Source organism: Arthrobacter luteolus NBRC 107841 (assembly GCF_001552075.1).
GTDB lineage: Bacteria > Actinomycetota > Actinomycetes > Actinomycetales > Micrococcaceae > Arthrobacter_B > Arthrobacter_B luteolus.
In genome coordinates this window covers 291,395-312,761 of the sequence record NZ_BCQM01000005.1, presented here as the reverse complement: position 1 = coordinate 312,761, position 21,367 = coordinate 291,395, and the positions used below count along the sequence as shown (strand labels likewise).

At 66.4% G+C, this 21,367-nt stretch carries 19 protein-coding genes and 1 riboswitch; of the genes, 15 read left to right on the top strand and 4 right to left on the bottom strand.

The window, feature by feature from the left end; genetic code table 11:
- Positions 1 to 51: 51 nt before the first annotated feature.
- Together AL3_RS11710 and AL3_RS11705 are read right to left on the bottom strand one after the other, a co-directional pair.
- Positions 52 to 825, bottom strand: coding sequence for an alpha/beta fold hydrolase (locus tag AL3_RS11710; protein ID WP_161599325.1), 774 nt, complete (start codon positions 823 to 825; stop codon positions 52 to 54).
- 70 nt (positions 826 to 895) lie between these two features.
- A complete protein-coding gene (locus AL3_RS11705) occupies positions 896 to 1,804 on the bottom strand; it encodes a LysR family transcriptional regulator (protein ID WP_066300918.1) in 909 nt (302 codons plus the stop codon).
- 105 nt (positions 1,805 to 1,909) lie between these two features.
- On the opposite strand from AL3_RS11705, the gene AL3_RS11700 reads away from it, so the two are divergent.
- The 4 genes from AL3_RS11700 to AL3_RS11685 are packed head-to-tail and all read left to right on the top strand — an operon-like array spanning position 1,910 to position 5,885.
- Positions 1,910 to 2,974 (top strand): MBL fold metallo-hydrolase, encoded by a 1,065-nt coding sequence (locus AL3_RS11700; RefSeq protein WP_066300915.1) that lies wholly within the window; start codon positions 1,910 to 1,912, stop codon positions 2,972 to 2,974.
- Positions 2,975 to 2,991: 17 nt separating this feature from the next.
- Complete coding sequence (locus AL3_RS11695; RefSeq protein ID WP_066300913.1) at positions 2,992 to 4,404, top strand: MFS transporter; 1,413 nt, start codon at positions 2,992 to 2,994, stop codon at positions 4,402 to 4,404.
- Positions 4,405 to 4,453: 49 nt separating this feature from the next.
- Positions 4,454 to 5,152 carry a TetR/AcrR family transcriptional regulator C-terminal domain-containing protein gene (locus AL3_RS11690; RefSeq protein ID WP_066300911.1) on the top strand — a complete coding sequence of 233 codons (699 nt, stop codon included), beginning with the start codon at positions 4,454 to 4,456 and terminating at the stop codon, positions 5,150 to 5,152.
- Complete coding sequence (locus AL3_RS11685; protein ID WP_066300908.1) at positions 5,136 to 5,885, top strand: SDR family NAD(P)-dependent oxidoreductase; 750 nt, start codon at positions 5,136 to 5,138, stop codon at positions 5,883 to 5,885. Before AL3_RS11690 ends, AL3_RS11685 begins: the two co-directional genes overlap by 17 nt.
- Before the next feature lie 6 nt (positions 5,886 to 5,891).
- Here the strand turns inward: AL3_RS11685 and AL3_RS11680 are convergent, their stop codons facing one another.
- Positions 5,892 to 7,289 (bottom strand): LLM class flavin-dependent oxidoreductase, encoded by a 1,398-nt coding sequence (locus AL3_RS11680; protein ID WP_066300905.1) that lies wholly within the window; start codon positions 7,287 to 7,289, stop codon positions 5,892 to 5,894.
- 36 nt (positions 7,290 to 7,325) lie between these two features.
- Positions 7,326 to 7,440: riboswitch (SAM riboswitch) on the bottom strand.
- 244 nt (positions 7,441 to 7,684) lie between these two features.
- Here AL3_RS11680 and AL3_RS11675 point away from each other — a divergent pair.
- The 11 genes from AL3_RS11675 (at position 7,685) to acs (ending at position 21,084) form a co-directional block, all read left to right on the top strand.
- Positions 7,685 to 9,118: an MFS transporter gene (locus AL3_RS11675; protein ID WP_066300903.1), complete on the top strand. Its 1,434-nt coding sequence runs from the start codon at positions 7,685 to 7,687 to the stop codon at positions 9,116 to 9,118.
- A complete protein-coding gene (locus tag AL3_RS11670; protein WP_066300901.1) occupies positions 9,119 to 10,630 on the top strand; it encodes an FGGY family carbohydrate kinase in 1,512 nt (503 codons plus the stop codon). It begins immediately after the preceding gene.
- Positions 10,631 to 10,749: 119 nt separating this feature from the next.
- Complete coding sequence (locus AL3_RS11665; RefSeq protein ID WP_246168351.1) at positions 10,750 to 12,375, top strand: glycerol-3-phosphate dehydrogenase/oxidase; 1,626 nt, start codon at positions 10,750 to 10,752, stop codon at positions 12,373 to 12,375.
- Positions 12,376 to 13,908 carry an FAD-binding oxidoreductase gene (locus AL3_RS11660; protein ID WP_066300897.1) on the top strand — a complete coding sequence of 511 codons (1,533 nt, stop codon included), beginning with the start codon at positions 12,376 to 12,378 and terminating at the stop codon, positions 13,906 to 13,908.
- 34 nt (positions 13,909 to 13,942) lie between these two features.
- Complete coding sequence (locus AL3_RS11655) at positions 13,943 to 14,584, top strand: glycerol-3-phosphate responsive antiterminator (protein ID WP_066300894.1); 642 nt, start codon at positions 13,943 to 13,945, stop codon at positions 14,582 to 14,584.
- The gene (locus AL3_RS11650) at positions 14,581 to 14,886 is read left to right on the top strand and encodes a putative quinol monooxygenase (RefSeq protein ID WP_066300891.1); all 306 of its coding nucleotides are present in this window, start codon (positions 14,581 to 14,583) and stop codon (positions 14,884 to 14,886) included. Before AL3_RS11655 ends, AL3_RS11650 begins: the two co-directional genes overlap by 4 nt.
- Positions 14,879 to 15,994 (top strand): alcohol dehydrogenase catalytic domain-containing protein, encoded by a 1,116-nt coding sequence (locus AL3_RS11645; protein ID WP_066300889.1) that lies wholly within the window; start codon positions 14,879 to 14,881, stop codon positions 15,992 to 15,994. Before AL3_RS11650 ends, AL3_RS11645 begins: the two co-directional genes overlap by 8 nt.
- A gap of 240 nt (positions 15,995 to 16,234) precedes the next feature.
- On the top strand, positions 16,235 to 17,062 hold the full coding sequence (locus tag AL3_RS11640) for an ABC transporter ATP-binding protein (protein ID WP_066300881.1): 828 nt from the start codon (positions 16,235 to 16,237) through the stop codon (positions 17,060 to 17,062).
- A 133-nt stretch (positions 17,063 to 17,195) separates the two neighbouring features.
- Entirely contained in the window at positions 17,196 to 18,242 is a 1,047-nt protein-coding gene (locus AL3_RS11635; RefSeq protein ID WP_066300879.1) for an aliphatic sulfonate ABC transporter substrate-binding protein, read from the top strand.
- Complete coding sequence (locus tag AL3_RS11630; RefSeq protein WP_083521684.1) at positions 18,242 to 19,114, top strand: ABC transporter permease; 873 nt, start codon at positions 18,242 to 18,244, stop codon at positions 19,112 to 19,114. Before AL3_RS11635 ends, AL3_RS11630 begins: the two co-directional genes overlap by 1 nt.
- On the top strand, positions 19,105 to 21,084 hold the full coding sequence (gene acs, locus AL3_RS11625; protein ID WP_066300878.1) for an acetate--CoA ligase: 1,980 nt from the start codon (positions 19,105 to 19,107) through the stop codon (positions 21,082 to 21,084). Before AL3_RS11630 ends, acs begins: the two co-directional genes overlap by 10 nt.
- Here the strand turns inward: acs and AL3_RS11620 are convergent.
- Positions 21,081 to 21,341, bottom strand: a complete 261-nt coding sequence (locus AL3_RS11620) for a hypothetical protein (protein WP_066300876.1) — start codon at positions 21,339 to 21,341, stop codon at positions 21,081 to 21,083. The two genes, acs and AL3_RS11620, sit on opposite strands and share 4 nt — an antisense overlap.
- Positions 21,342 to 21,367 lie beyond the last annotated feature (26 nt).

Genomic DNA, 21,367 nt, shown 5'->3' with positions numbered 1-21,367 from the left:
TTCTTACCTTACGCGCCGGCAGCGCCGGCGGTGGAGGGGCAGCGTGGCGCCCTAGGCGAGGAACGCCTCGACGGCGGCGGCCAGCTCGGCGTCTTCGATGCCGTGCCATCCGCCCGCCAGGAGCTGGAAGGATCCTTCGGGGAGCAGCTCCGCGGTATTCCGCGCCCAGTTCTTCAGCCGTTCGTCGCTGCCGCTGCTGGCCAGGACCAGCACCGGAACCCGGACTCCGGTCAGGCTGCGGACATCGGTATCGATCATCAGCGTGAGGTCGTAGGAAATGGTGTGCGCGGCAGGTTCAAACGGGCTGGGTTCGGAGGACCGGATCACCTCATCGGGGACCCCGATGGACTCCTGGAAAAGCCGGATCGCGCCGGCCCGGTCATCGGCTTCGATGAGTGCTGCGAGCTGGGGACGGATGTCCGCTCCGGGGCTGCCGTCACTGGCCAGCGGCGGTTCCACGGCCACGACACTGGAGATCACTGCGGATTCCGATGCCGCACGCAGCGCCAGGATCGCTCCGGAGGAGGTGCCCAGCAGATCCGCTGTTCCGCCGGCCGTTTCCACGACGGCCAGAAGATCGTCGACTTCGGATTCGGCCGTGTATTCCTCTCCGTCCCCGCTTTCGCCCTTTCCCCTCCGGTCATAGGTGTAGACGGTGTGGCCCGCGGCAAGCCGCTCGGCGACACCGGCCATGCCCGAGGTGGTCCGGTCCATCATGATCGGGTCCACCACCACCAGGGGAGGACCTTCCCCGTGCCGCTCCCAGGCGATCGGTGTTCCATCGGCGGACAGCACGCGCCCCGAGGCGCCGGCTGAGGGGTCCATGGCTTCTCCTTCACTGGAGTTGGGGCCGCTGGCGGCCGTCATTCCACGGTAGGAGTGCCTCCGGGCAGGGTCAATGGGCTGGTGCCTCCGGCTGCCAGTGAGCGCGGAGCGCGGCCAGTGACTCTTCCACCAGTGCGCTGCGGGTCACTCCGGCGGGCAGCGCGGCCATCACGGAGTTGGCCGGGGTGTTCCCGGCCAGCGGCAGGAACACCAGCGGCCGTCCCTCCGGGCTGGCCGGAGCCGGCTGCATCAGCAGGGCGTACGCCAGGTTCCGGCCGACCACGTTGTGAATGGCCTGGACACTCGCCGAGCGCCAGCGGACATTCGGCTCCACGCCCGCCCGGGCGAATTCGGCGATGGTCCGCTGGAGCGCCGGCTCCTCGTCCATGAGGATTGCGGGGTAGGAGGCCAGCTCCGCCAGGCTCACCGCAGACTGTCCGGCCAGGGGGTGGTCCGGGCTGAGAACGGCTTGCCGGCGGGTCTCCTTGAGCAGCTCGGCCGAGCAGTCGGGCAGCACCTGCGCCTCGTACACCACGCACAGCTGGAGCCGCCCGGCCAGCATGGCCTCCTGGATATCGGGGCCGCTGCCTTCCACAAAGTCCAGCTCGACCTGCGGATGCCGCGTGGTGAACCAGTCAACCAGCGCCGGAATGACATGCATGGCCAGCGTCCTGAACACCCCGATGACCAGCCGGCCGGACAACTGGCCGTGCACCTGATCGAGCGCCGCCGCCAGATCCGTGACCTGGTCCGTCATCTGCCGGGCCCGGGTGGCGGCCACCTGCCCTTCCGGGGTCAGGGCCACACCCTTGCCCCGCCGCCGGATGGCCAGGGTCACGCCGAGTGCCTGCTCCAGCTGGGACAGTGCCAGGCTCACCGCCGCCTGCGAAACATGGCAGCGGCGTGCCGCCTCAGTGATGGACTGGGTTTCCGCCACCGCCGCGAAGTACTCGAGCTGGCGGAGTGTGATTTCGCTCATAAGATCACCTTATGGGTCTAGCCAGTAATTATAGCTAGGTAAATGTGATGCAGGACACCATCCTTGAGGAAACCCGCAAACCAGCGACCCCACGGAGCACCCCTTATGGCTGTAGACGCTTCACTCCCGCATGTGATCACCCTTGGCACCGCGGGCGGACCCCGCTGGTGGAAGGACCACCAGGGCACCCCGCGCTTCGGAATCGCGACGGCGGTGGTCGTCAACGGCACCTGGTACCTCGTGGACTGCGGCCAGGGCGCGGGCCGCCAGGCCAACGCCGCCGGTCTGGACATGGCCAACCTCGGAGGAATCTTCATCACCCACATGCACTCCGACCACACTGTGGACCTGCCCTCCCTGCTGCTGTTCGGTGCCTTCGAACTGAAAAACACACCGCGGGGCCCGATCCCCGTGATCGGTCCGGGTGACCGGGGCAAGCTGCCGCCGCTGTCGCCGCGGGCCACCGGGGTACCGGTCCCCGTTGCACCGGAACGGCCGACGCCGGGAGTCGCCGGACTGGTCGAGGGCCTGCTGGCCGCCTACGCCACCGACTGCAACGACAGGATCTTCGATTCCCTGGCCAAAAGTCCGGCGGAGCAGTTCCAGCCCCGCGAAATCAACCTGCCGGCCAGCCTCGGGTTTGATCCGGACACCAACGTCACTCCGGACATGGAACCGCTCGAAATCTTCCGGGACAGCAACGTCACCGTGACCGCGGTCCTGGTCGATCACCATCCCACCGCCCCGGCCTTTGCCTTCCGGTTCGACACCGGGTCCGGCTCGGTAACCATTTCCGGAGACACCGCACCGTGCCCCAACATGGTGCGGCTGGCCAGCGGCACGGACCTGCTGCTGCACGAGGCCATCAACCTGGATCTCCTGGCCCGCCAGTACACAGACTCACAGATGCTCCAGGCCACCATGGACCACCACCGCCGCGCCCACACCACCGCTGCGGAGGCCGGCCGGATTGCGGCCGAAGCCGGAGTGCGGCACCTCGCGCTGCACCACCTGGTGCCGAGCTACTCCCCTCCCGAAGCCTGGACCGAAGCCCGCACAACCTTCGCCGGAAACCTCAGCATCCCCGATGACCTGGCGGTCATCCCCTTCGGCAGCGGCAAGGGTGCCGCCTGCCCATCCGTCTCCGGCGCCCCAGCCGCCACCCTCTAGGATTCGAGAAAAATACCATGAGCACCCAGCCCAGCATCCCAGCCACCCAGGCCGGCAGCTACCATGCCTCCCCGCGTGAAATGCGCCGGATCCTGCTTTCAAGCTTCCTTGGCACCGCCGTCGAATACTACGACTTCATCCTCTATGCCACCGCCGCCGGCATCGTCTTTAACCAGGTCTTCTTCGCCGGCATGGACCCGCAGGCCGCCATCTTTGTCTCCTTCGGCACCCTCGCCGTCGGATATGTCGCACGGCCCCTGGGCGGCATCATCTTCGGTCACCTCGGCGACCGGGTCGGACGCAAAACCATCCTGGTCACCACAGTGCTCATGATGGGCATCGCCTCCACCCTGATCGGGCTGCTGCCCACCAGTGAACAGGTGGGCGTATGGGCGCCGATCCTGCTGGTGACCCTGCGCCTCTTCCAGGGCATCGCCGTCGGCGGGGAGTGGGGCGGGGCCATGCTGCTGGCCTTCGAGAACGCCAAGAAGGAATCCCGCGGGTTCGCCTCCGCCTTCGCCTACATGGGCGCCCCGGCCGGCACCATCCTCGGCACCCTGATGCTTTCGGCCATGTCCACCCTGCCGCAGGAGCAGTTCCTATCCTGGGGCTGGCGTATCCCCTTCCTGCTCTCCGCCGTCCTGATGGGCCTCGCCATTTTCATCCGCATGAAGGTCTCCGAATCCCGGATCTTCAGCGAGCTTTCGGCCAAGGCCGAGGCGAAGAAGCGCCGCGTTCCCGCCGCCGAGCTGTTCCGGGAGCACCCCAAGGCCCTGTTCATCGCCGTCGGCGCCGGCCTGTCCGGGCAGATGGCCCAGGGCCTGATGGGAGCCTGGGCCATCTCCTATGCCGTCCAGCAGGCAGTCCTGGCCCAGACCGAAGTGCTCAATATCAAGGCCCTCGGCGGAGTCAGCACCATCCTCGTGATCATTGTGGCGTCCAAGCTCTCGGACCGGATGGGCCGCCGCCGCGTACTCATCTGGGGCAACATCGGGGCCATGATCCTGGCCTTCCCCGTGATGGCACTGCTGGACATGGGCTCCACCGTGGCCTTTATGCTGGCCATTTTCCTGGGGCTTTCGGTGGTGCAGGGCTTCACCTCGGGACCCTACGGCGCCTTTGCCGGCGAACTGTTCCCCACCTCCGTACGCTATTCCGGCGCCTCGATCGGCTACCAGCTGGCGGCGACCCTCGGAGCCGGATTCACCCCCATGATCGCCACCGCCCTGGTGATCGCCGGCGGGGGCTCCCTGTGGCTGGTCGCCGGGCTGTGGACGGCGTTCTCCGCGGTGTCGCTGATCTCGCTCCTGGCCACCAAGGACCGTTCCGGAGAGGACATCCAGGAACTCGACCGTCCGGGTGCCGTCCCTGCTCCCGGGGCGGAGCCAGAGCCCGCCCCGGCGTCCGCTGAACCTGTGCGTACACCGTAAACAAGAGAGGTATACACTGTAAACACCGACGTTTACGAAAGGGGTGCCGATGGCCCGGTCCCTCCCGCTGCACCCCGATACCATTGCCGCTGCCGCCGTCCGGATAGCCGACGCGGAGGGCCTGGACGCCGTCAGCATGCGCCGGGTGGCGGGGACCCTCGGCGTCTCGGCGATGGCCCTCTACCGCCATGTCGCGGACCGCCGCGCCCTCCTGCTGCTGATGGCCGACGCCGCCAAGGACTTCGCACTCCTGCCTCCCGGCGTGGCTACCTGGCAGGCAACGCTTGAACACATGGCCGACGCCCAGTGGCAGGCATTCCAGGCCCATCCCTGGCTGCTGCACATCGTGCTGACCCCCCGCCGGCTGGTGAACCTGGCGACACCGGGTGAGGTGGAGCTGCTGCTCTCCCGGCTGCGGGGCGCCGGGCTCACCGAGGAGCAGGGGTTCGACTGCCTGCTGGGGATCTCCGCGGCTGTTATCGGCGCAGCCTCAATCACAGCGGCGGCGCAGTCCGGCCCCGAACAGGCCGGACCTAACGACCATGCGCAGTGGAACTCCGGGGCCGTGGCACGGTTCCCGCTGGCGGCCCGGTTCCAGGACCAGGGCATCAGCTCCGCAGCTTCCCGCCGCTCCCTGGACTTCGTCGTCGCCAACTTCATCCGCGGCGTCGAACAGGCCCTTGGCCAATTCTCCGGCTCCGCAAGGCGCCCGGTTTCATGGAAGGAAGAAAATGCAACTGAAGGATAAGACTGCAATCATCACCGGCGGTGCCGGCGGAATCGGACGCGGAATTGTCCGCCGGTTCCTGTCCGAGGGCGCGAAGGTGGCCGTGGTCGACATCGACCAGGCCCAGGGCGACCAGCTCCTGGCTGACCTCAAAGGTCTGGGCGATGTCATCTTTATCGCCAAAGACATCTCCAAGGAAGAGAATGCCGCCGCGATCGTGGCCGAAACCGTGGAGCATTTCGGCGCCCTGGACATCCTGGTCAACAACGCCCATGCCTCCAAGCAGGCGCCGATCATGGAGACCACCCAGGAAATGTGGGACCTCTCCTTCGGCACGGGCACCATGGCAACGTTCCACCTGATGCGCGCCGCGTACCCGGAGCTGAAGAAGACCCGTGGCAGCATCGTCAACTTCGCTTCGGGCGCCGGCATGAAGGGCCTGCCGAACCAGGCAACCTACGCCGCGGCGAAGGAAGCCATCCGTGCCATCTCCCGGACCGCTGCCAATGAGTGGGCTGCGGACGGCATCCGCGTCAACGTGGTCTCCCCCATTGCCCTGACCCCGGGAATCGTCCAGTGGAGCCAGGCCTTCCCCGAGGCCTACCAGGAAGTCGTGGATGCCGTCCCGCTGGGCCGCCTCGGCGATCCCGAAACGGACATCGCACCGATCGTTGTGTTCCTGGCCAGCGAACAGTCCAAGTACATGACCGGACAGACACTGATGGCCGACGGCGGTTCCATCAAGCTGTACTAGCCTGCCCTAGCCGTTGACCGCCGGGGCGAAGCGGTACCTGGCGCCCCGGTGGGTTTCGGGCAGTTTATCGCCGGCACCGAAGAGCTTGTTCCGCAGCGTTCCGGGCGCGTACCCGGAGGGGTAGGCGCCGCGCTGCTGCAGCTCCGGCACCACGAACTCCACCACATCCTCGAACGTCCCGGGGGTGACGGCGTAGGCCAGGTTGAACCCGTCGACGTCGGTTTCCTCGACCCAGCGGATCAGCTCCTCGGCAACTTCGGCACCGGAACCCACCAGCCGCGGGCCCAGCCCGCCGATCCCGGCGGATTCGGCGATGTCCCGCACGGTCCAGGGCTCGCCGTCGTCCTTCACCTTCTGGAAGTTCGCGGCGGCGGACTGGATGGCGTTGGATTCCACATTGCCCAGCGGCTCATCCAGGTTGTAGGTGGAGAGGTCCACCCCCATCCACCCGGACATCAGGGCGAGTGCGCCCTCGTCGCTGGTGTAGCGCTGGTAGTCCTCATGCTTGGCCTGGGCCTCTTCGGGGGTCGCGGCCGTGATGATGGTCAGCAGCGTGTAGATCCGGATCGAGTAGCGGTCCCGGCCGGCCGCTTCGGCGGCGTCGCGGATCTTGGTGACGGTGGCCTTCAGCTTCTCCACGGTCGGGGCTCCCACGAACACCGCCTCGGCGTTCCCGGCCGCGAACGCGATGCCGCGCGGCGAAGCACCGGCCTGGAAGATCACCGGGGTCCGCTGCGGGGAGGGCTCGGAAATGTGGATGCCGGGGACCTTGAAGTACTTGCCCTCATGGTTGATGTCATGGACCTTGGAGGGGTCGGTGAAGACACCCGTTTCGCGGTCCCGGACCACGGCGTCGTCTTCCCAGGAGCCTTCGAGCAGCTTGTAGACCACTTCCAGGTATTCGTCGGCGTGGTTGTACCGCTCGTCGTGCTCCAGCTGGTCTTCCTGGCCCATGTTCCGTGCGGCGGAGGGCAGGTAGCCCGTGACCACGTTCCACCCGACCCGGCCGTTCGTAATGTGGTCCAGGGTGGAGAGCCGGCGGGCAAACGGGTACGGGTGTTCGTACGCGGTGCCGGCGGTGACGCCGAAGCCCAGGTTCTCGGTGACCAGGGCCATGGCGGAGACCAGCAGCAGCGGATCGTTGACCGGCACCTGGGTGCCCTGGCGCAGCGTGGCCTCGTTGGAGGAACCGTAAACGTCGTAGGTGCCCAGCACGTCGGCGATGAAAATGCCGTCGAAAAGCCCGCGTTCGCAGGTCTTGGCCAGCTCGGTCCAGTAGCGGATGTCGTTGTACCGGGAGGACTGGTCCTCGGGGTGGCGCCACAGGCCGGGCGACTGGTGGCCCACGCAGTTCATGTCGAAGGCGTTGAAACGGATCTGTCGGGGTGCGGGCGAATTGGCCATTGAAGTCCTTTTCCGGTTTGACGCACCGTCAAGGGAGCGCCGTACTTGCCGCCGGCTGATGCGCCTGCGACCGGATCGTCATCTGGGGCACCCCGCCACGGGAGAGGGTTGCCGCCCAACCAGCCAGAGCTTCGCGTTGGGACTCATGATCCTGCCCGCCCAGTATGGAACACCGCCCCCGGTGGCGCGCAAGCTGCGGGGTGTCACGCGGCGTAATGCCCGGGTTTGGAAAGAGCGCGGGCCGGGTATTGCCACAAACGGCATTATGCGTCTAAGATCACATTTATCAGGGCAAGAATAGAGACTTCCTGTTGGAGGTCTTTTCTTGCCCTTTTTGCGTTTCTATTGGGCCGTGGTCTCTGACAGGAGCAATCCCGACAGAGAGGTCGGCCATAATGTCGAGTTTTACACTCCGCGGCGTGCACGACGTAGTTTCTTACATTGACGCCCGCCCCAAGATAGCGGGCCGGGCCGGGGTCATTTGGTGGCTCGCGCTGGGCGGCCTGTTCCTGGACGCCTTTTCCAACTCTGCGCTGAGCGCCGGCCTTGGGCCCATGACCAGGGACCTGGAGCTGAGCGCCACGCAGGTTGCCATCCTGACGTCCCTCGCATCCTGGGTCGCCATCGTGTTCAATCCGATTGGCGGCTGGATGGCGGACCGCTGGGGCCGCATTCCTCCACTGGTTTTCGCTAAGTTCCTGGCGCTGATCGGCGCCGGCCTGGCCGCCTTTGCACCCGCTTTCGAGCTGGTGCTGGTCGGACGCTTCTTCGTGGGTGCCGCCTACGGCATCGACTTTGCGATCGCCATGGCCCTGTTGGCAGAATTTACCCCCGCCCGGTTCAAGAGCCGCCTGAACACCTGGCAGGGCATCTGGTACACCGCGGTGAGCTCCAACCTGATTCTCGCCATCCTGTTCTACAACATGGGTGTCGGAGAATCGATCTGGCGCTACGCCGTCGGCTCAGCGGGCATCGTGGCCCTGGCACTCTTTGTCGCCCAGCTCGCTTTTATGGTCGAAAGCCCCACCTGGGCAGCCCGGAAGGGCCTGCTTGAAAAGGCGGCCGCCTCCATGACGAAGATCTATGGTGAGCCGTTCACGGCAGCGCCTGTCGAAGACCGCTCCCCGATCCTGAACCAGGCGACCAAGGGTTTCGCCAACATCGCGCTGATTTTCCGCGGAATCTACCTTCCACGGACGATCCTCGCTGCGACCATCCAGATGGGGCAGTCCATCCAGTATTTCGCCGTCGGCTGGTACCTGCCGATTATTAGCCTCACCCTGTTCGGTGAAGACTTCGTGGTGGCCACTTTGGGCGCGCTTGTCTTCAACCTCTTCGGTATCGTCGGCGGCTTCCTCTCGCCGGTGATCGGCAGGAAAATCGGCCTGCGCAAGGCCTCGGCAGTCGGCTTCGGCGCCGTCTTCATCATGCTGGTGATACTGGGAGCCTTCTACGAGAGCCTGCCGATCTTCCTGGCCTTCCTGATCCCGTCCCTGTTCATCCTGTTCCACTCCGGCGGGCCCGGCGCCAACGGCAAGAGCATCTCCACCCTGTCCTTCCGCAGCGAACTGCGAGCGGGAGCCAACGGTGTCATCGGGGCGCTTGGCAGCACCGGAGCAGCCCTGGGCCTGCTCGTCTTCCCCATCCTCAAGCAGGACCTTGGCCTCGGCCCCACCTTCCTGATCCTTTCCGCCGTGCCGCTGATCGCCTGCATCGTTTGCTCGGTGATCAAATGGGATCCCACCCGTGCAGCGGTCAGCCCGGATGAAGAAGAGAATGCTCCGCAGTTCCGGAGTGACCAGGCCCGGAACGAAACGGCACGGGTCTAGATGGCACGGATGCAGCCGGCGATCCTGTCCATCGACGAAGGCACCACGGGGACCAGGGCAGCCTGGGTCACCGCGGACGGGACGGTCCACGGCGAGGAGTACCGGCGCCTCCAGGTCTCCACTCCCCGTGCCGGGGTAGTGGAACAGGATGCCGGGGAAATCCTGGCCAAGACGCTGGAAGTATGCCGCATCGTCGTCCAGCGTGCCGCGGAAGCGGGCTACGAGCTCAAGGCAGCTGCCATCGCCACCCAGCGGGCGACGGCGGTGCTTTGGGATACCGTCTCCGGCCATCCCCTGGTCCCGGCCATGGTGTGGCAGGACACCCGCCACGCGGCGGGGCTCGAAGCTCTGGGCAGCACCTGGAACGAACACCTGATCCAGACGGTCGGCCGCCCCGCTGGAGTTCGCTCCCCGTACCTGTGGGCAGCCCATCACCTGCGGGACAGCCCGGCCGTGGCCGAGGCCTACGCGGCAAAACGGCTCGGTTTCGGCACCATGGAAACCTGGCTCCTGTGGAACCTCACCAGGGAACGTGCCTACGTGGCCACGTCCACCAATGCCACCTCCGCCGGTGCCTATGTGCTCGCTGAGCACCGGTATGAAATCCCCTGGATCGAAGCCCTGGAATTCCCGGTGGAGATCCTCCCGGAACTCCGCCAGGACGCCGAAGAGCTCGGACATACCGATCCGCGGCTCCTCGGACTCGAGCTGCCCATCCGGGCAGCGGTGGGTGACCAGCATGCCGGCACCGTGGGACTGGGCTGCCTGGATGCCGGCCAGGCCATGTGCGTTCACGGCACCGGCAGCTTCGTTGACCTGGTCACCGGGCCCCGTCTGCCGGAAAACCCCGGCCTCTATGACGGGACACTGACCCTCACTGGGTGGCGCCGCAACCATCGCAGCGTTTACGCGGTGGAGACTTTCACTGCCACCACTGGGTCAGCGCTCGACTGGCTTTGCGGTTCCTTGGGCTGGTTCGAGTCCGCCGTGCAGATCAGCGAGCTGGCTGCCCTGGCCAGCGGGGCTAACGGCGTGATGTTTGTTCCCGCGCTGACGGGTATCCGGGTCCCGGTCGTCGAGCCGAGGGTCCGGGCGTCCCTGAGCGGACTATCCATGGCAACCAGCCGGTCCGAGGTGGCGTACGCCGTCCTGGAAGGCATTGCCCACTCCGTGGCGAGCAGCGTTCACGCCAACGAAGAAGTCGCCGGGGTATCGGTCACCGAGATCCGGGTCGGCGGCGGAATGTCCGGCAGCGATCCGCTCATCCAGATGCAGGCTGACCTCACCGGGATTCCGATGCGGCGGATGCCCGCCACCGGCACGGCAAGCCTGCGCGGCGCTGCGTTCCTGGCCGGTGCCGACGGACTCCTGTGGGATTCGCTCGAAACAGCGGCCCGCGCCCTGGGACCGGGCGAACGGTTCGAACCGGCCATCTCCGCATCCGAGCGGGAAGAACGGCGAAGCATGTGGGCCAGGCACATTGACCGGGAACTTGAGCAGGTTGCGCACTAAGCCGCCCCCGGCGCCGTAAAAGCCCATTTTGTTTGCACTAATTGCACTAAATTGCACCAGAAAGAAATATATCCATGATCTCTTTTCCCGCACGTAAACCAAAGACAAACCGGACCCGAATGGTCTCCGAAACCCCGCTGAAGCTGGAACGAAAAGAACAGCTGGCAGCACTTGAAACCGGGCATTTTGACATCGTTATTGTGGGCGGCGGTGTAACGGGTGCTTACACCGCCATGGACGCAGCACTGCGGGGCTACCGTGTAGCCCTTCTGGAAAAGGACGATTTCGCCTCCGGGACCTCCTCCAAATCCTCCAAGATGATCCATGGCGGGCTCCGCTACATCGAGCAGGGAAACCTGCCCCTGGTCCGGCATTCCCTGCTGGAGCGCCAGCGGCTCCGGAAAAATGCTCCCCATTTGGTTCAGCGGCTGCCGTTCCTGTTTCCGGTGCTTTCCGAAGAGGGGATCTTCGACCGGCGCCTCGCAGCCGGTTTTGAAAGCCTGCTCTGGACCTACGATCTGGCCGGAGGGTGGCGGGAAGGAGTCCTGCACCAGAAGCTCAGCAAGGCAGAAGTCCTCTCCCACTGCCCCACGTTCAAGGGGGAAAAGCTGGACGGTGGGTTCATGTACTACGACGCCAGGGCCGATGACGCCCGGCTGACCCTGGCACTGGCCCGGACCGCTGCGTTCCATGGGGCAACCGTTCTCAACGGGGCCAAGGTCACGGATGTGACCCGCAGTGGAGGGAGGGTCGACGGCGTGACGGTGGCAGTGGACCAGCGTGAGGTCCGGGTGCGTGCCTCGGTGGTCGTCATCGCAACCGGCGCGTGGCTCAGGGACTGGAACGGCGCGGGCAAGGACGCCGACGCCCCGAGTATCCGCCCCGCCAAGGGCGTGCATATTGCTGTGCCGTGGAGCAAGATCCGCAACGACTGCACCGTGACGATTCCGGTCCCCGGGCGCACCAGGCGGGCCACGATCACCCGCTGGGGCAACACCGCCTATCTGGGGACCACGGATGAGGACTACGCCGGAGACCTCGACGATGTGAACTGCACCCGGGAGGAAATGGATTTCCTGCTCGACGGTGCCCGCAGCGCCCTGAACCTTGACCTCGAAGCCGAGGATGTCCTGGGCAGCATCGGCGGATGCCGTCCGCTGGTGGCTCCGCCGGGAGGAAAAACGGTCGAAGTAAAGCGCAATCATGAGATCCGCACCGACCAGGACGGCCTGGTGACAGTCGTCGGCGGCAAGCTGACGACATCCCGGCACATGGCTGAGCAGACAGTGGACGCAGCCCAGAAGGTCCTGGGCCAGCGGCGGCGCTGCCGCACAACCGGCGCCCCGCTGCTGGGCGGAGCCGGATATGACGCCGAGGCCGTCGTGGCATCCGGCGGCCTGGCTGCTCATCTGGGCGAGCGCTACGGGACGGAGTCCAGGTTTGTCACGGACATCCTGGCCGGCGATCCTTCCCTCGACCGTCCCATCGTCGAAGGCCTGCCCTACCTGGAAGCCGAAGTTGTCTACGCGGCCCGCCATGAGATGGCCCGGAGCGTTGATGACATCCTCTCCCGGCGTACACGCGCACGCATTATGGCCCGTGACGCTTCCGCTGCCGCTGCGCCCAGGGTGGGCGCCCTGCTGATGAAGGAACTCGACCTTCCCGCCAGCGTCGTCGACGCCCAGGTAGCCGACTACAAGAACCAGACCACACATGAACGAGCAATCCTGATGGGAGCCAAGTAAATGATCAGCAAGGAAGCAGTCAAGCGGGGGTACAACCGGGGAAACTACACGGTGGGTGCGCCCAGCCAGCCGGGCTACGCGGCAGGCCTCGACGGGGCCGGACTCTCGGGGGAACCGTATTTCTCTTCGCCCGCGCCGGCCGTCGTTGATGCGCAGACACTGGAGCTCCTCGCAGCAGCAGCTGACAAGGTGGTCAGCGATCCCGGGCTGGTCCGGGACGGCACCCGTGATTGGTGGGCCGGAACGATGATCGCCGAAACCGGCGGCCGCCCGGCCACCCCTGAATCGGTGATCGTTCACGTTTCCAGTACCGAGCAGGTCCAGGCCGTTATGCGGATCGCCGGACAAGCATCCCTGCCGGTCACCGTCTCAGCCGGGCGGAGCAACGTTACGGGCGCAGCACTGCCCGTCGCCGGCGGAATCGTCCTGGATGTGTGCGGGCTGGACAAGTTCGTGTCCTTTGACGAGGCCAGCCAGATCATCGAGGTCGAAGCCGGCGTTTTCGGCGACATCTTCGAGGAAACCATCCAGCGGGACTACGGCATGACGATGGGGCACTGGCCCTCCTCGTACGCCATCAGCACGGTTGGCGGCTGGGTCGCCTGCCGTGGAGCCGGGCAGCTCTCCACCCGGTACGGCAAGATCGAGGACATGGTCTACGGGATGGACGTGGTTCTTGCCAGCGGTGAACTGGTCACCCTGGGCGAGAGTGCACGCGCAGCAGTCGGACCAGATCTGCTGCAGCTCTTCATCGGTTCTGAAGGCACCCTGGGCGTGATTACCCGGGTCCGTTTCAAATTGCACCGCCTCCCCGGGTTCGGCCGGGCCACCGCCTATGGGTTCGCGTCCTTTGCCGACGGGCTCGAAGCCTGCCGGCAGATTATGCAGGCCGGTGCCACCCCCGCAGCGCTCCGGCTCTACGACGAGCTCGAAAGCGGACTCCAGTTCGGGCTCCCGGAGACCAACGTACTGCTGATCGCGGATGAAGGAACCCGGGAGTTGGTCGACGCCGGGCTCACCATCGCCGACCGGATCTGCGCAGAGTCCGGCACCGAACTGGACTCAGACGCCATCTTTGAACGCTGGCTCGACACCCGCTACCTCACCGGAAAGAGCGCCGAGGGATTCAAGCGCAGTCCCGGGCTGGTTGCGGACACCCTGGAAATGGTCGGTCCGTGGGCCGTCCTCCCGGCCGTGTACGACGACGTGGTTGCCGCCATTAACGCCGTTCCGGGAACCCTCGCCGGGTCCGCCCACCAATCCCATGCCTATGTCGACGGCGCATGCCTCTACTTCTCCCTGCGCGGCGACGTGGATGTAGCCGAGCGTGGGGTCTGGTACCGGCAGGCCTGGGACGCGGCCAACGAAGTGATCCTTCGGCACAATGCCACCCTGAGCCACCACCACGGTGTCGGGCTGCTCCGCGCTCCCTACATGGAGCGTTCGCTGGGCACCGGATTTGAGGTCCTGCGCGCGGTCAAGGCTGCACTCGACCCGCAGAATCTGCTGAACCCCGGCAAGCTCGGCCTCTAGCCACCGTGCAGGCATCGTGGACGAGGATAGAGCAATGATCGATTTCCCTCCGGAGCTTGAACTCCATTTGGCACGAAACCCCGTGATCGCCTCCGTGTTCGGCATCGAGGCGGTTCCCGGGTTCCTTGCATCCGATTGCAGGACCTGCATCCTGGCGCACCTGGAGCTGCATCAGCTCGAAGGCGCACTGCGGATACTGGACCAGGCGGGAAAGTTCACCTTCGTCAACATCGATGCCTGCTCGGGCCTGGGCCAGGACAAAGGCGCCCTTGAGTACCTAAAGAAGATCGGCACAAAAGCAATCGTCAGCACCCGGACAGCGCAGATCCAGCGCGCCAACCAAATGGGGATGGTGACAATGCAAAAAGTCTTCGTCACGGACCGGTCCAACCTGCCGCGCAGCCGCAGCGCCATCGAACAAAGCAAACCGCATCTGGTCCAGCTGATGCCATGGCCTGTGGTGTCACACCTCTCCGCGGGCGAGCTGGCCGGTTTGTCACCCTTCATCGCCGCCGGATTCGTGCTGACCGCCGGAGACGTAGCCACTGCTTTGAAGGAAGGCGCCAAGGGAATTTCCACCAGCGCAGCCGAACTCTGGGACCTGGCGGTCCGCCGGGCTCCCAACGCCAAGTCCCTGACATCCGCAACGAACACCGCCAAGGAGCACACCCTATGACCCGCACGTTTTTCCAGGTTATTGCCCACTACCAGACGCACCCCGGCGAGGAGGAGGCGGTGGCCGGGCTGCTGGGCTCCCTCGCAGCTGCCAGCCGCACTGAACCCGCGAACCTGTCCTATGAGTTCTTCCAGAACCTCGAGGACCCCAGCCACTTCGTCATCCTGGAGCAGTACACCGATGCTGCAGGTTTCGCCGCGCACCGGGAGACAAACCATTTCCAGGAGATCGGAGCAGCGCAGATCATCCCCAAGCTGGCCGACCGCAGAATCCAGAGCTTCGAGGACACAGCAGATGCTTAGCGCCGTCCTCCACGAATCAGGTGCTGACCGGCCCTACGCCGCCAGCACTCCGCTGGCTTTGGAGAACCTCCCGGTTCCCGCCCCGCGGCGGGGTGAGGTCCTGGTGAAAATCGAACGTTCCAGCCTCTGCCACTCCGACCTCTCGGTCATTAACGGGTCCCGGCAGCGGCCCCTCCCCATGGCGCTCGGGCATGAAGCTGCCGGCACCGTCGTCCAACCGGGCGAAGGCGTGCAGGACCTGCCGGAGGGCACCCGGGTAGTGCTGGTCTTCGTACCGGCCTGCGGCTCGTGCCGCAGCTGCCGGTCCGGACGTCCGGCTTTGTGCAGCCGGGGGGCCGAAGCCAACGCGGAGGGACGGCTCCTGCACGGCGAACCGCTCCTGCGGTCAGCGTCCGGGACAAGGATCAACCATCACCTCGGTGTTTCCGCTTTTTCGGAGTATGCAGTGGTGGCACGGGAATCCCTGGTTCGCATTGAGGACGACGTCCCGTGGGATGTTGCCGCCATGTTCGGCTGCGCCGCGCTCACCGGCATCGGCGCGGTCCTCAACACCGCACAGCTCCGGGCCGGCCAGAGCATCGTCGTCTTCGGTCTGGGCGCCGTGGGGCTAATGGCGGTGATGGCAGCCGCGCAGGTTTCAGAGACCACTGTCCTGGCCATCGATCCCCTGCCGGCCAAGCGTGAGCTGGCCCTAAAGTGCGGCGCCCACTTTGTGGGGTCTCCCGCAGAAGCTGCCGCCCTTGCTGCCGCCCACACCGAATCCGGAGTGGACGTGGCGGTGGAAGCCGTCGGAAACGCCGCCGTGATGGAGGCCTGCCTGCCGCTGCTGGACCGGGGCGGAGCACTGGTTTCCGTGGGGCTGCCCCACCCCGACCAGGAGCTGTCGGTTCCTGCCCTCCAGTTCGCCGGAAAAGGCCTGCGCCTCCTGGGTTCCTATATGGGCGATTGCGTGCCCATCCGCGATATTCCGGCCTACCTTGACCTCTGGCGTAACGGCCGTCTGCCCGTGGAACTGCTGCATACGGACACCCGTCCGCTGCTGGAAATCAATGAAGGGCTCGATGCCCTCGCCGAGGGCAGGGTGGTGCGCCGCCTGTTCACCGCCTGAGGAAGCCGCCGCGGCGAATTGTTACGCCGGGACTTGCCCGCGGGCAGCCAGAGGGCGTTTAGTTGTGCCTTGACCATCCCGAGCGGCTGAGAGACCTGGATCAGTGAAGCCGCAGCAACCCTGGTCGGCGCGTTTCCTCCTTGAGGCGCGGCGATAACGAGGTGGACGTCGCAGGAGGCCGGTAAGCCGGCCCAGGACGTTTTCCGTAGGGTGCTACTGCCAGGACCGATGGAGTGTTCAATGACTGCAGTACTTTCCTCCGGGTCCCATGCCGTGTCCGCCACCGCGGGCACCGCACCAGACACCGCCCTGTCCGTAACCTTCGACGGCGTTGGCCGCAGCTTCGGCTCCGGTGCCGGAACCCATGTGGTGCTCCGGGACGTCAACTTTGAGGTCCGTCCCGGCGAGGTCCTCGCCATCCTCGGTTCCAGCGGCTGCGGCAAGTCCACCCTGCTGCGTGCCACCGCAGGGCTCGACGCCGCCTCGACCGGCAGCGTGCGGATCGACGGCACTGCCGTCCGCGGCATCGATGACCGCTGTGCCGTGGCGTTCCAGGAGCCCCGGCTGCTGCCCTGGCAGACCCTGCAGGCCAACGTGGCGATCGGCCTGCCCAAAGGCACCAGCGCCAGCGAAGGCAAGGCCAAGGTTGCCGAGCTGCTGAAGCTGGTGGAACTGGACAGTTTCGCCAAGCACCAGCCCCGCGCAGTGTCCGGCGGCATGGCTCAGCGCGCCTCCCTGGCACGGGCCCTGGCCCGCAGGCCCGGGGTGCTGCTGCTGGATGAACCGTTCGGCGCCCTGGACGCGCTGACCCGCCTGAAGATGCAGGACCTGCTGCTGGACGTGCACCGCGCCGCCCCGGCCACCGTCCTGCTGGTGACCCACGACGTCGACGAGGCGCTGCAGCTCGCGGACCGCATCATCGTCCTCGGCCGCGAACCGGGCAAACCCGGCGCCACCATCACCCAGACCATCACCGTTCCGGGCGCCCGTCCCCGGGACCGTGCCTCGGCCGAACTGGCGCGAATGCGCGGCGAGCTCCTGGCGAGCCTCGGCGTCGACCGCCACTAGCGGACCACCCCGTTTCCCCTCCCGCCGGCACCCACCGGCGGGATTCCGCGGGTCCTCCGTATCCGCACGCAGCCCCAACCCGCAGCATCCTCCTGTCTCACACATCAGCATTTCTCCATCCGAAGGAATCCCCATGAACAGCCGTTCCCGCTTCTCCCGCCGTCCGCTCGCGGTGCTCGCCGCCACCGCCGCCGCACTTTCGCTGGCCCTGACCGGCTGCGTTGCCGGTGAGGACTCCTCCGCGGGTGCCGACAATTCAGCGGCCGACGGCGGCACCCTGAACATCGACTTCGCCACCTACAACCCGCTGAGCCTGGTCATCAAGGACCAGGGCTGGCTGGAGGCAACGCTCGCCGAGCAGGGCGTGGACGTGAACTGGGTGCAGTCCGCCGGCTCCAACAAGGCGAACGAGGCGCTGCGCGCCGGAGCGATCGACGTCGGCTCCACCGCCGGATCCGCCGCCCTGCTGGCCCGTGCGAACGGCTCGGAGATCAAGACCATCAGCATCTTCTCCCAGCCCGAGTGGGCGGCCCTGGTGGTCGGCCCGGACTCGAACATCACCTCGGTGGCGGACCTCGCGGGCAAGTCGGTCGCCGCCACCAAGGGCACCGACCCCTACTTCTTCCTGGTCCAGGCCCTGGAGGAAGCGGGCCTGAGCACTTCCGACGTGACGGTGGAGAACCTGCAGCACGCCGACGGCCGGACCGCACTGGAAAACGGTGCCGTGGACGCGTGGGCCGGACTGGACCCGATCATGGCAGGCGCCGAGCAGGGCGGAGCAAAACTGGTCTACCGCAACCTGGACTTCAACACCTACGGCTTCCTGAACGCCACCGAGTCCTTCCTCGAGGAAAAGCCCGAACTCGCGCAGGCTGTCGTGAACGCCTACGAAAAGGCCCGCACCTGGGCCGCTGAAAACCCGGAGGAAACCGCGCAGATCCTGGCCGACGTCGCCGGCCTGGACCTCGAGGTCGCCAAGACCGTGATCCTGGAGCGCAGCAACCTGGACGTGAACGCCGTTCCGGGCGACGCACAGCGTTCGGTCCTGGAAAAGATCGGCCCCACCTTCGTCGAGACCGGTGACGTCGCGCAGCAGTCCACGATCGACGACGCCATTGCCAGCCTGCTGGACGATTCCTTCGCGAAGCAGGCCGATCCGGAAGCCATCAAGGAATCCTAATGAGCGATTCGTACCTCACCGTAGGATCGGTCGTATCCGGCGGCGTCCAGGGCCCGCCGGCGGCTCTTCCCCCGAAGCCTTCCGGGCCGGAACGCAAGGCCGGCCCCGCCGGACCGCTGGCTAAAGGTTGGGTCCGGGTGGTCCTTGGCCTCGTCGTACCCGTGCTGATCCTGGCCCTCTGGCAGCTGGTTTCGGCGCTGGGGGTTTTCAGCGCCGTGCAGCTGCCCTCGCCGGGAGCGGTGCTGAGCTCCGCAACCGACCTGCTGGAACGCGGGGAGCTGGGGACGCACATCGCCATCTCCACCCAGCGCGTGCTGACCGGCTTCGCCGCCGGCGCCGCGCTGGGCCTGGTGCTCGGCGCCCTGCTGGGTCTGTCCAAACTGGCCGATGTCCTGCTCGGCCCGCTGTTCGGCGCCATCCGCGCCGTCCCGTCGCTGGCCCTGGTGCCGCTGCTCATCCTCTGGATGGGCATCGGCGAGGATTCCAAGGTCACGCTGATCACCATCGGCGCGTTCTTCCCGGTCTTCACCACCGTGTCCCTGGCACTGCGCCACGTGGACAAGAACCTGGTGGAAGCGGCGCGGGCCTTCGGCCTGAACGGAGTCAAGCTGCTCACCACGGTGCAGCTGCCCGCCGTCGTACCCGCCGTGTTCTCCGGCCTGCGGCTGGCGCTGGCGCAGTCCTGGCTGTTCCTGGTGGCGGCCGAGCTGATCGCCTCCTCCATGGGGCTCGGCTTCCTGCTCACGGACTCGCAGAACAACGGCCGCACCGACCGCATGTTCCTGGCGATCGTGCTGCTGGCAGTGATTGGCAAGACAACGGATGCCCTGCTGGGCGTCGCAGAAAAGTGGGCAGTAAAGAAGTGGGCGTAACAACAGCAATCCAGCCGGCCACTGAACCGGAGTTCGGCACCGAAGCAGAGCGGATCGCGTTCTGGGAGGAAGCCGCCCGGCGGCTGCAGTGGGAGGAACCATGGCACACCGCGCACCGGTTCTCCCCACCGCAGCGCCTCAGCCCGCCTGAGGTTCCTGAAGCCGACGCGGAGTACACCGTCCCGGAGATCGAGTGGTTCGCCGGCGGCAAGCTCAACGTCGCGGTGAACTGCGTGGACCGGCACGTTGCCGCCGGCCGCGGGGACAAGGCTGCCCTGCACTTTGAGGGCGAGCCCGGCGACCGGCGCACACTGACCTACGCGGACCTGCAGCGGGAAGTCTCCCGCGCCGCCAACGCACTGCTGGCGCTTGGCATCGAAAAAGGCGACCGGGTGGTCATCTACCTGCCCGTCATCGCCGAGACCATCATCATCACCCTGGCCTGCGCCCGGATCGGGGCCGTGCACTCGCTCGTGTTCGGCGGCTTCTCCGCTGAAGCGCTGAAGTTCCGGGTGGAAGACACCCGGGCCAAACTGCTGGTCACCACCGACGGGCAGTACCGCCGCGGGGCAGCCGTTCCGGTCAAGGACAACGCGGACCAGGCCGTCTCCGGCACCAACGCGATCGAGCACGTCCTGGTGGTCAAGCGCACCGGCTGCGACATCGCCTGGACCGAGGGCCGCGACGTCTGGTGGCATGACGCCGTGGACACGGCCTCCGAAGTGCACGAGCCGGAGTCCTTCGACGCGGAAACCCCGCTGTTCATCATGTACACCTCCGGCACCACCGGAAAGCCCAAGGGCCTGGTGCACACCATGGGCGGCTACCTCACCCAGGCGTCCTGGAGCTACGAATTCCTCTTCGCCAACCCGGACGAATCCGCCCGCGCCGACGACGTCCACTGGTGCACCGCGGACCTTGCCTGGGTCACCGCGCACACCTACGAAATCTATGGACCGCTCTCCAACGGCGTCACCGAGGTGATCTTCGAAGGCACCCCGAACACCCCGCATCCAGGCCGGCACTTCGAAATCATCGAACGCTACCAGGTCACCAGCTACTACACCGCGCCCACCCTGGTCCGCTCCCTGATGGGTTGGTTCCCCGACGGCGTTCCGGATACCTGGGACCTCTCCTCAATCCGACTGCTCGGCACCGTGGGCGAGGCCGTGAACCCGGAGGCCTGGCGCTGGCTGCGGCAGAACCTCGGCCGCGGCGAGGTCCCGGTGATCGACACCTGGTGGCAGTCCGAAACCGGTGCCACCATCCTCTCCCCGCGCCAGACCGACACCACGTTTAAGCCCGGCTGCGCCTCCCGCGCGCTGCCCGGCGTCTCCACCCGGATCGTCGACGGCGACGGCAATGACGTTCCGCCGAATGTGCAGGGCTTCATCGTGGTGGATCGGACCGGTCCGTCGATGGCCCGCACCTGCTGGGGCGACCCGCAGCGCTACCTGTCCTCCTACTGGCGGCAGTACGCGAAGCAGGGCTGGTTCCTGGCCGGCGACGGCGCCCGGTACGACGACGACGGCGACACCTGGATCCTGGGCCGGGTGGACGACGTCCTGAACGTCTCCGGCCACCGGCTCTCCACGATCGAAATCGAGTCCGCCCTGGTCTCCCACCCCTGGGTCGTTGAAGCCGGGGTCTGCCCCGTCGCCGATCCGAAGACCGGGCATGCGATCGCCGCATTCGTAGTCCTGACCGAGGCCGCGGCCAAGGATGTGGACGCGGTGACCAAGGAGCTGCGGAACCACGTCGCCAAGGAAATCGGGCCGATCGCCAAGCCCGCCGCCGTCGTGGTGGTTCCCGATGTGCCCAAAACCCGGTCCGGCAAGATCATGCGCCGGCTGCTGACCCAGCTGTTCGAGGGCAGCACGCTGGGCGACACCACCAGCCTGCAGAACGAACCGTGCATTCCGGCGATTCACGCCGCGTGCGAGGCCCGGCGCTCCGGGAGCACTGACTAATGCACCCGCGCGAGCGTCACCCGGTCCAGTTCCACCGCCCCGCCCATGGCGCGGTGCAGCCGGATGAACTCAACCGGGGAGACCTCCAGGATCGAGGTGTCCTTTTTCTCCGGCAGCAGGTCGGGATGCCCGTTCTCCATCAGTTCAAGGAACAGCCGCTGCGCGTCCATCCGGTCCATGGGATCCGTGGGGGTGATCTTGTGGTTGGCGGAAGCCAGCTTGTAACCGGTTTCGACGACGATCACGTACTGTTCCATGCCCACTCCCGGTGTGTGGGGTTCAG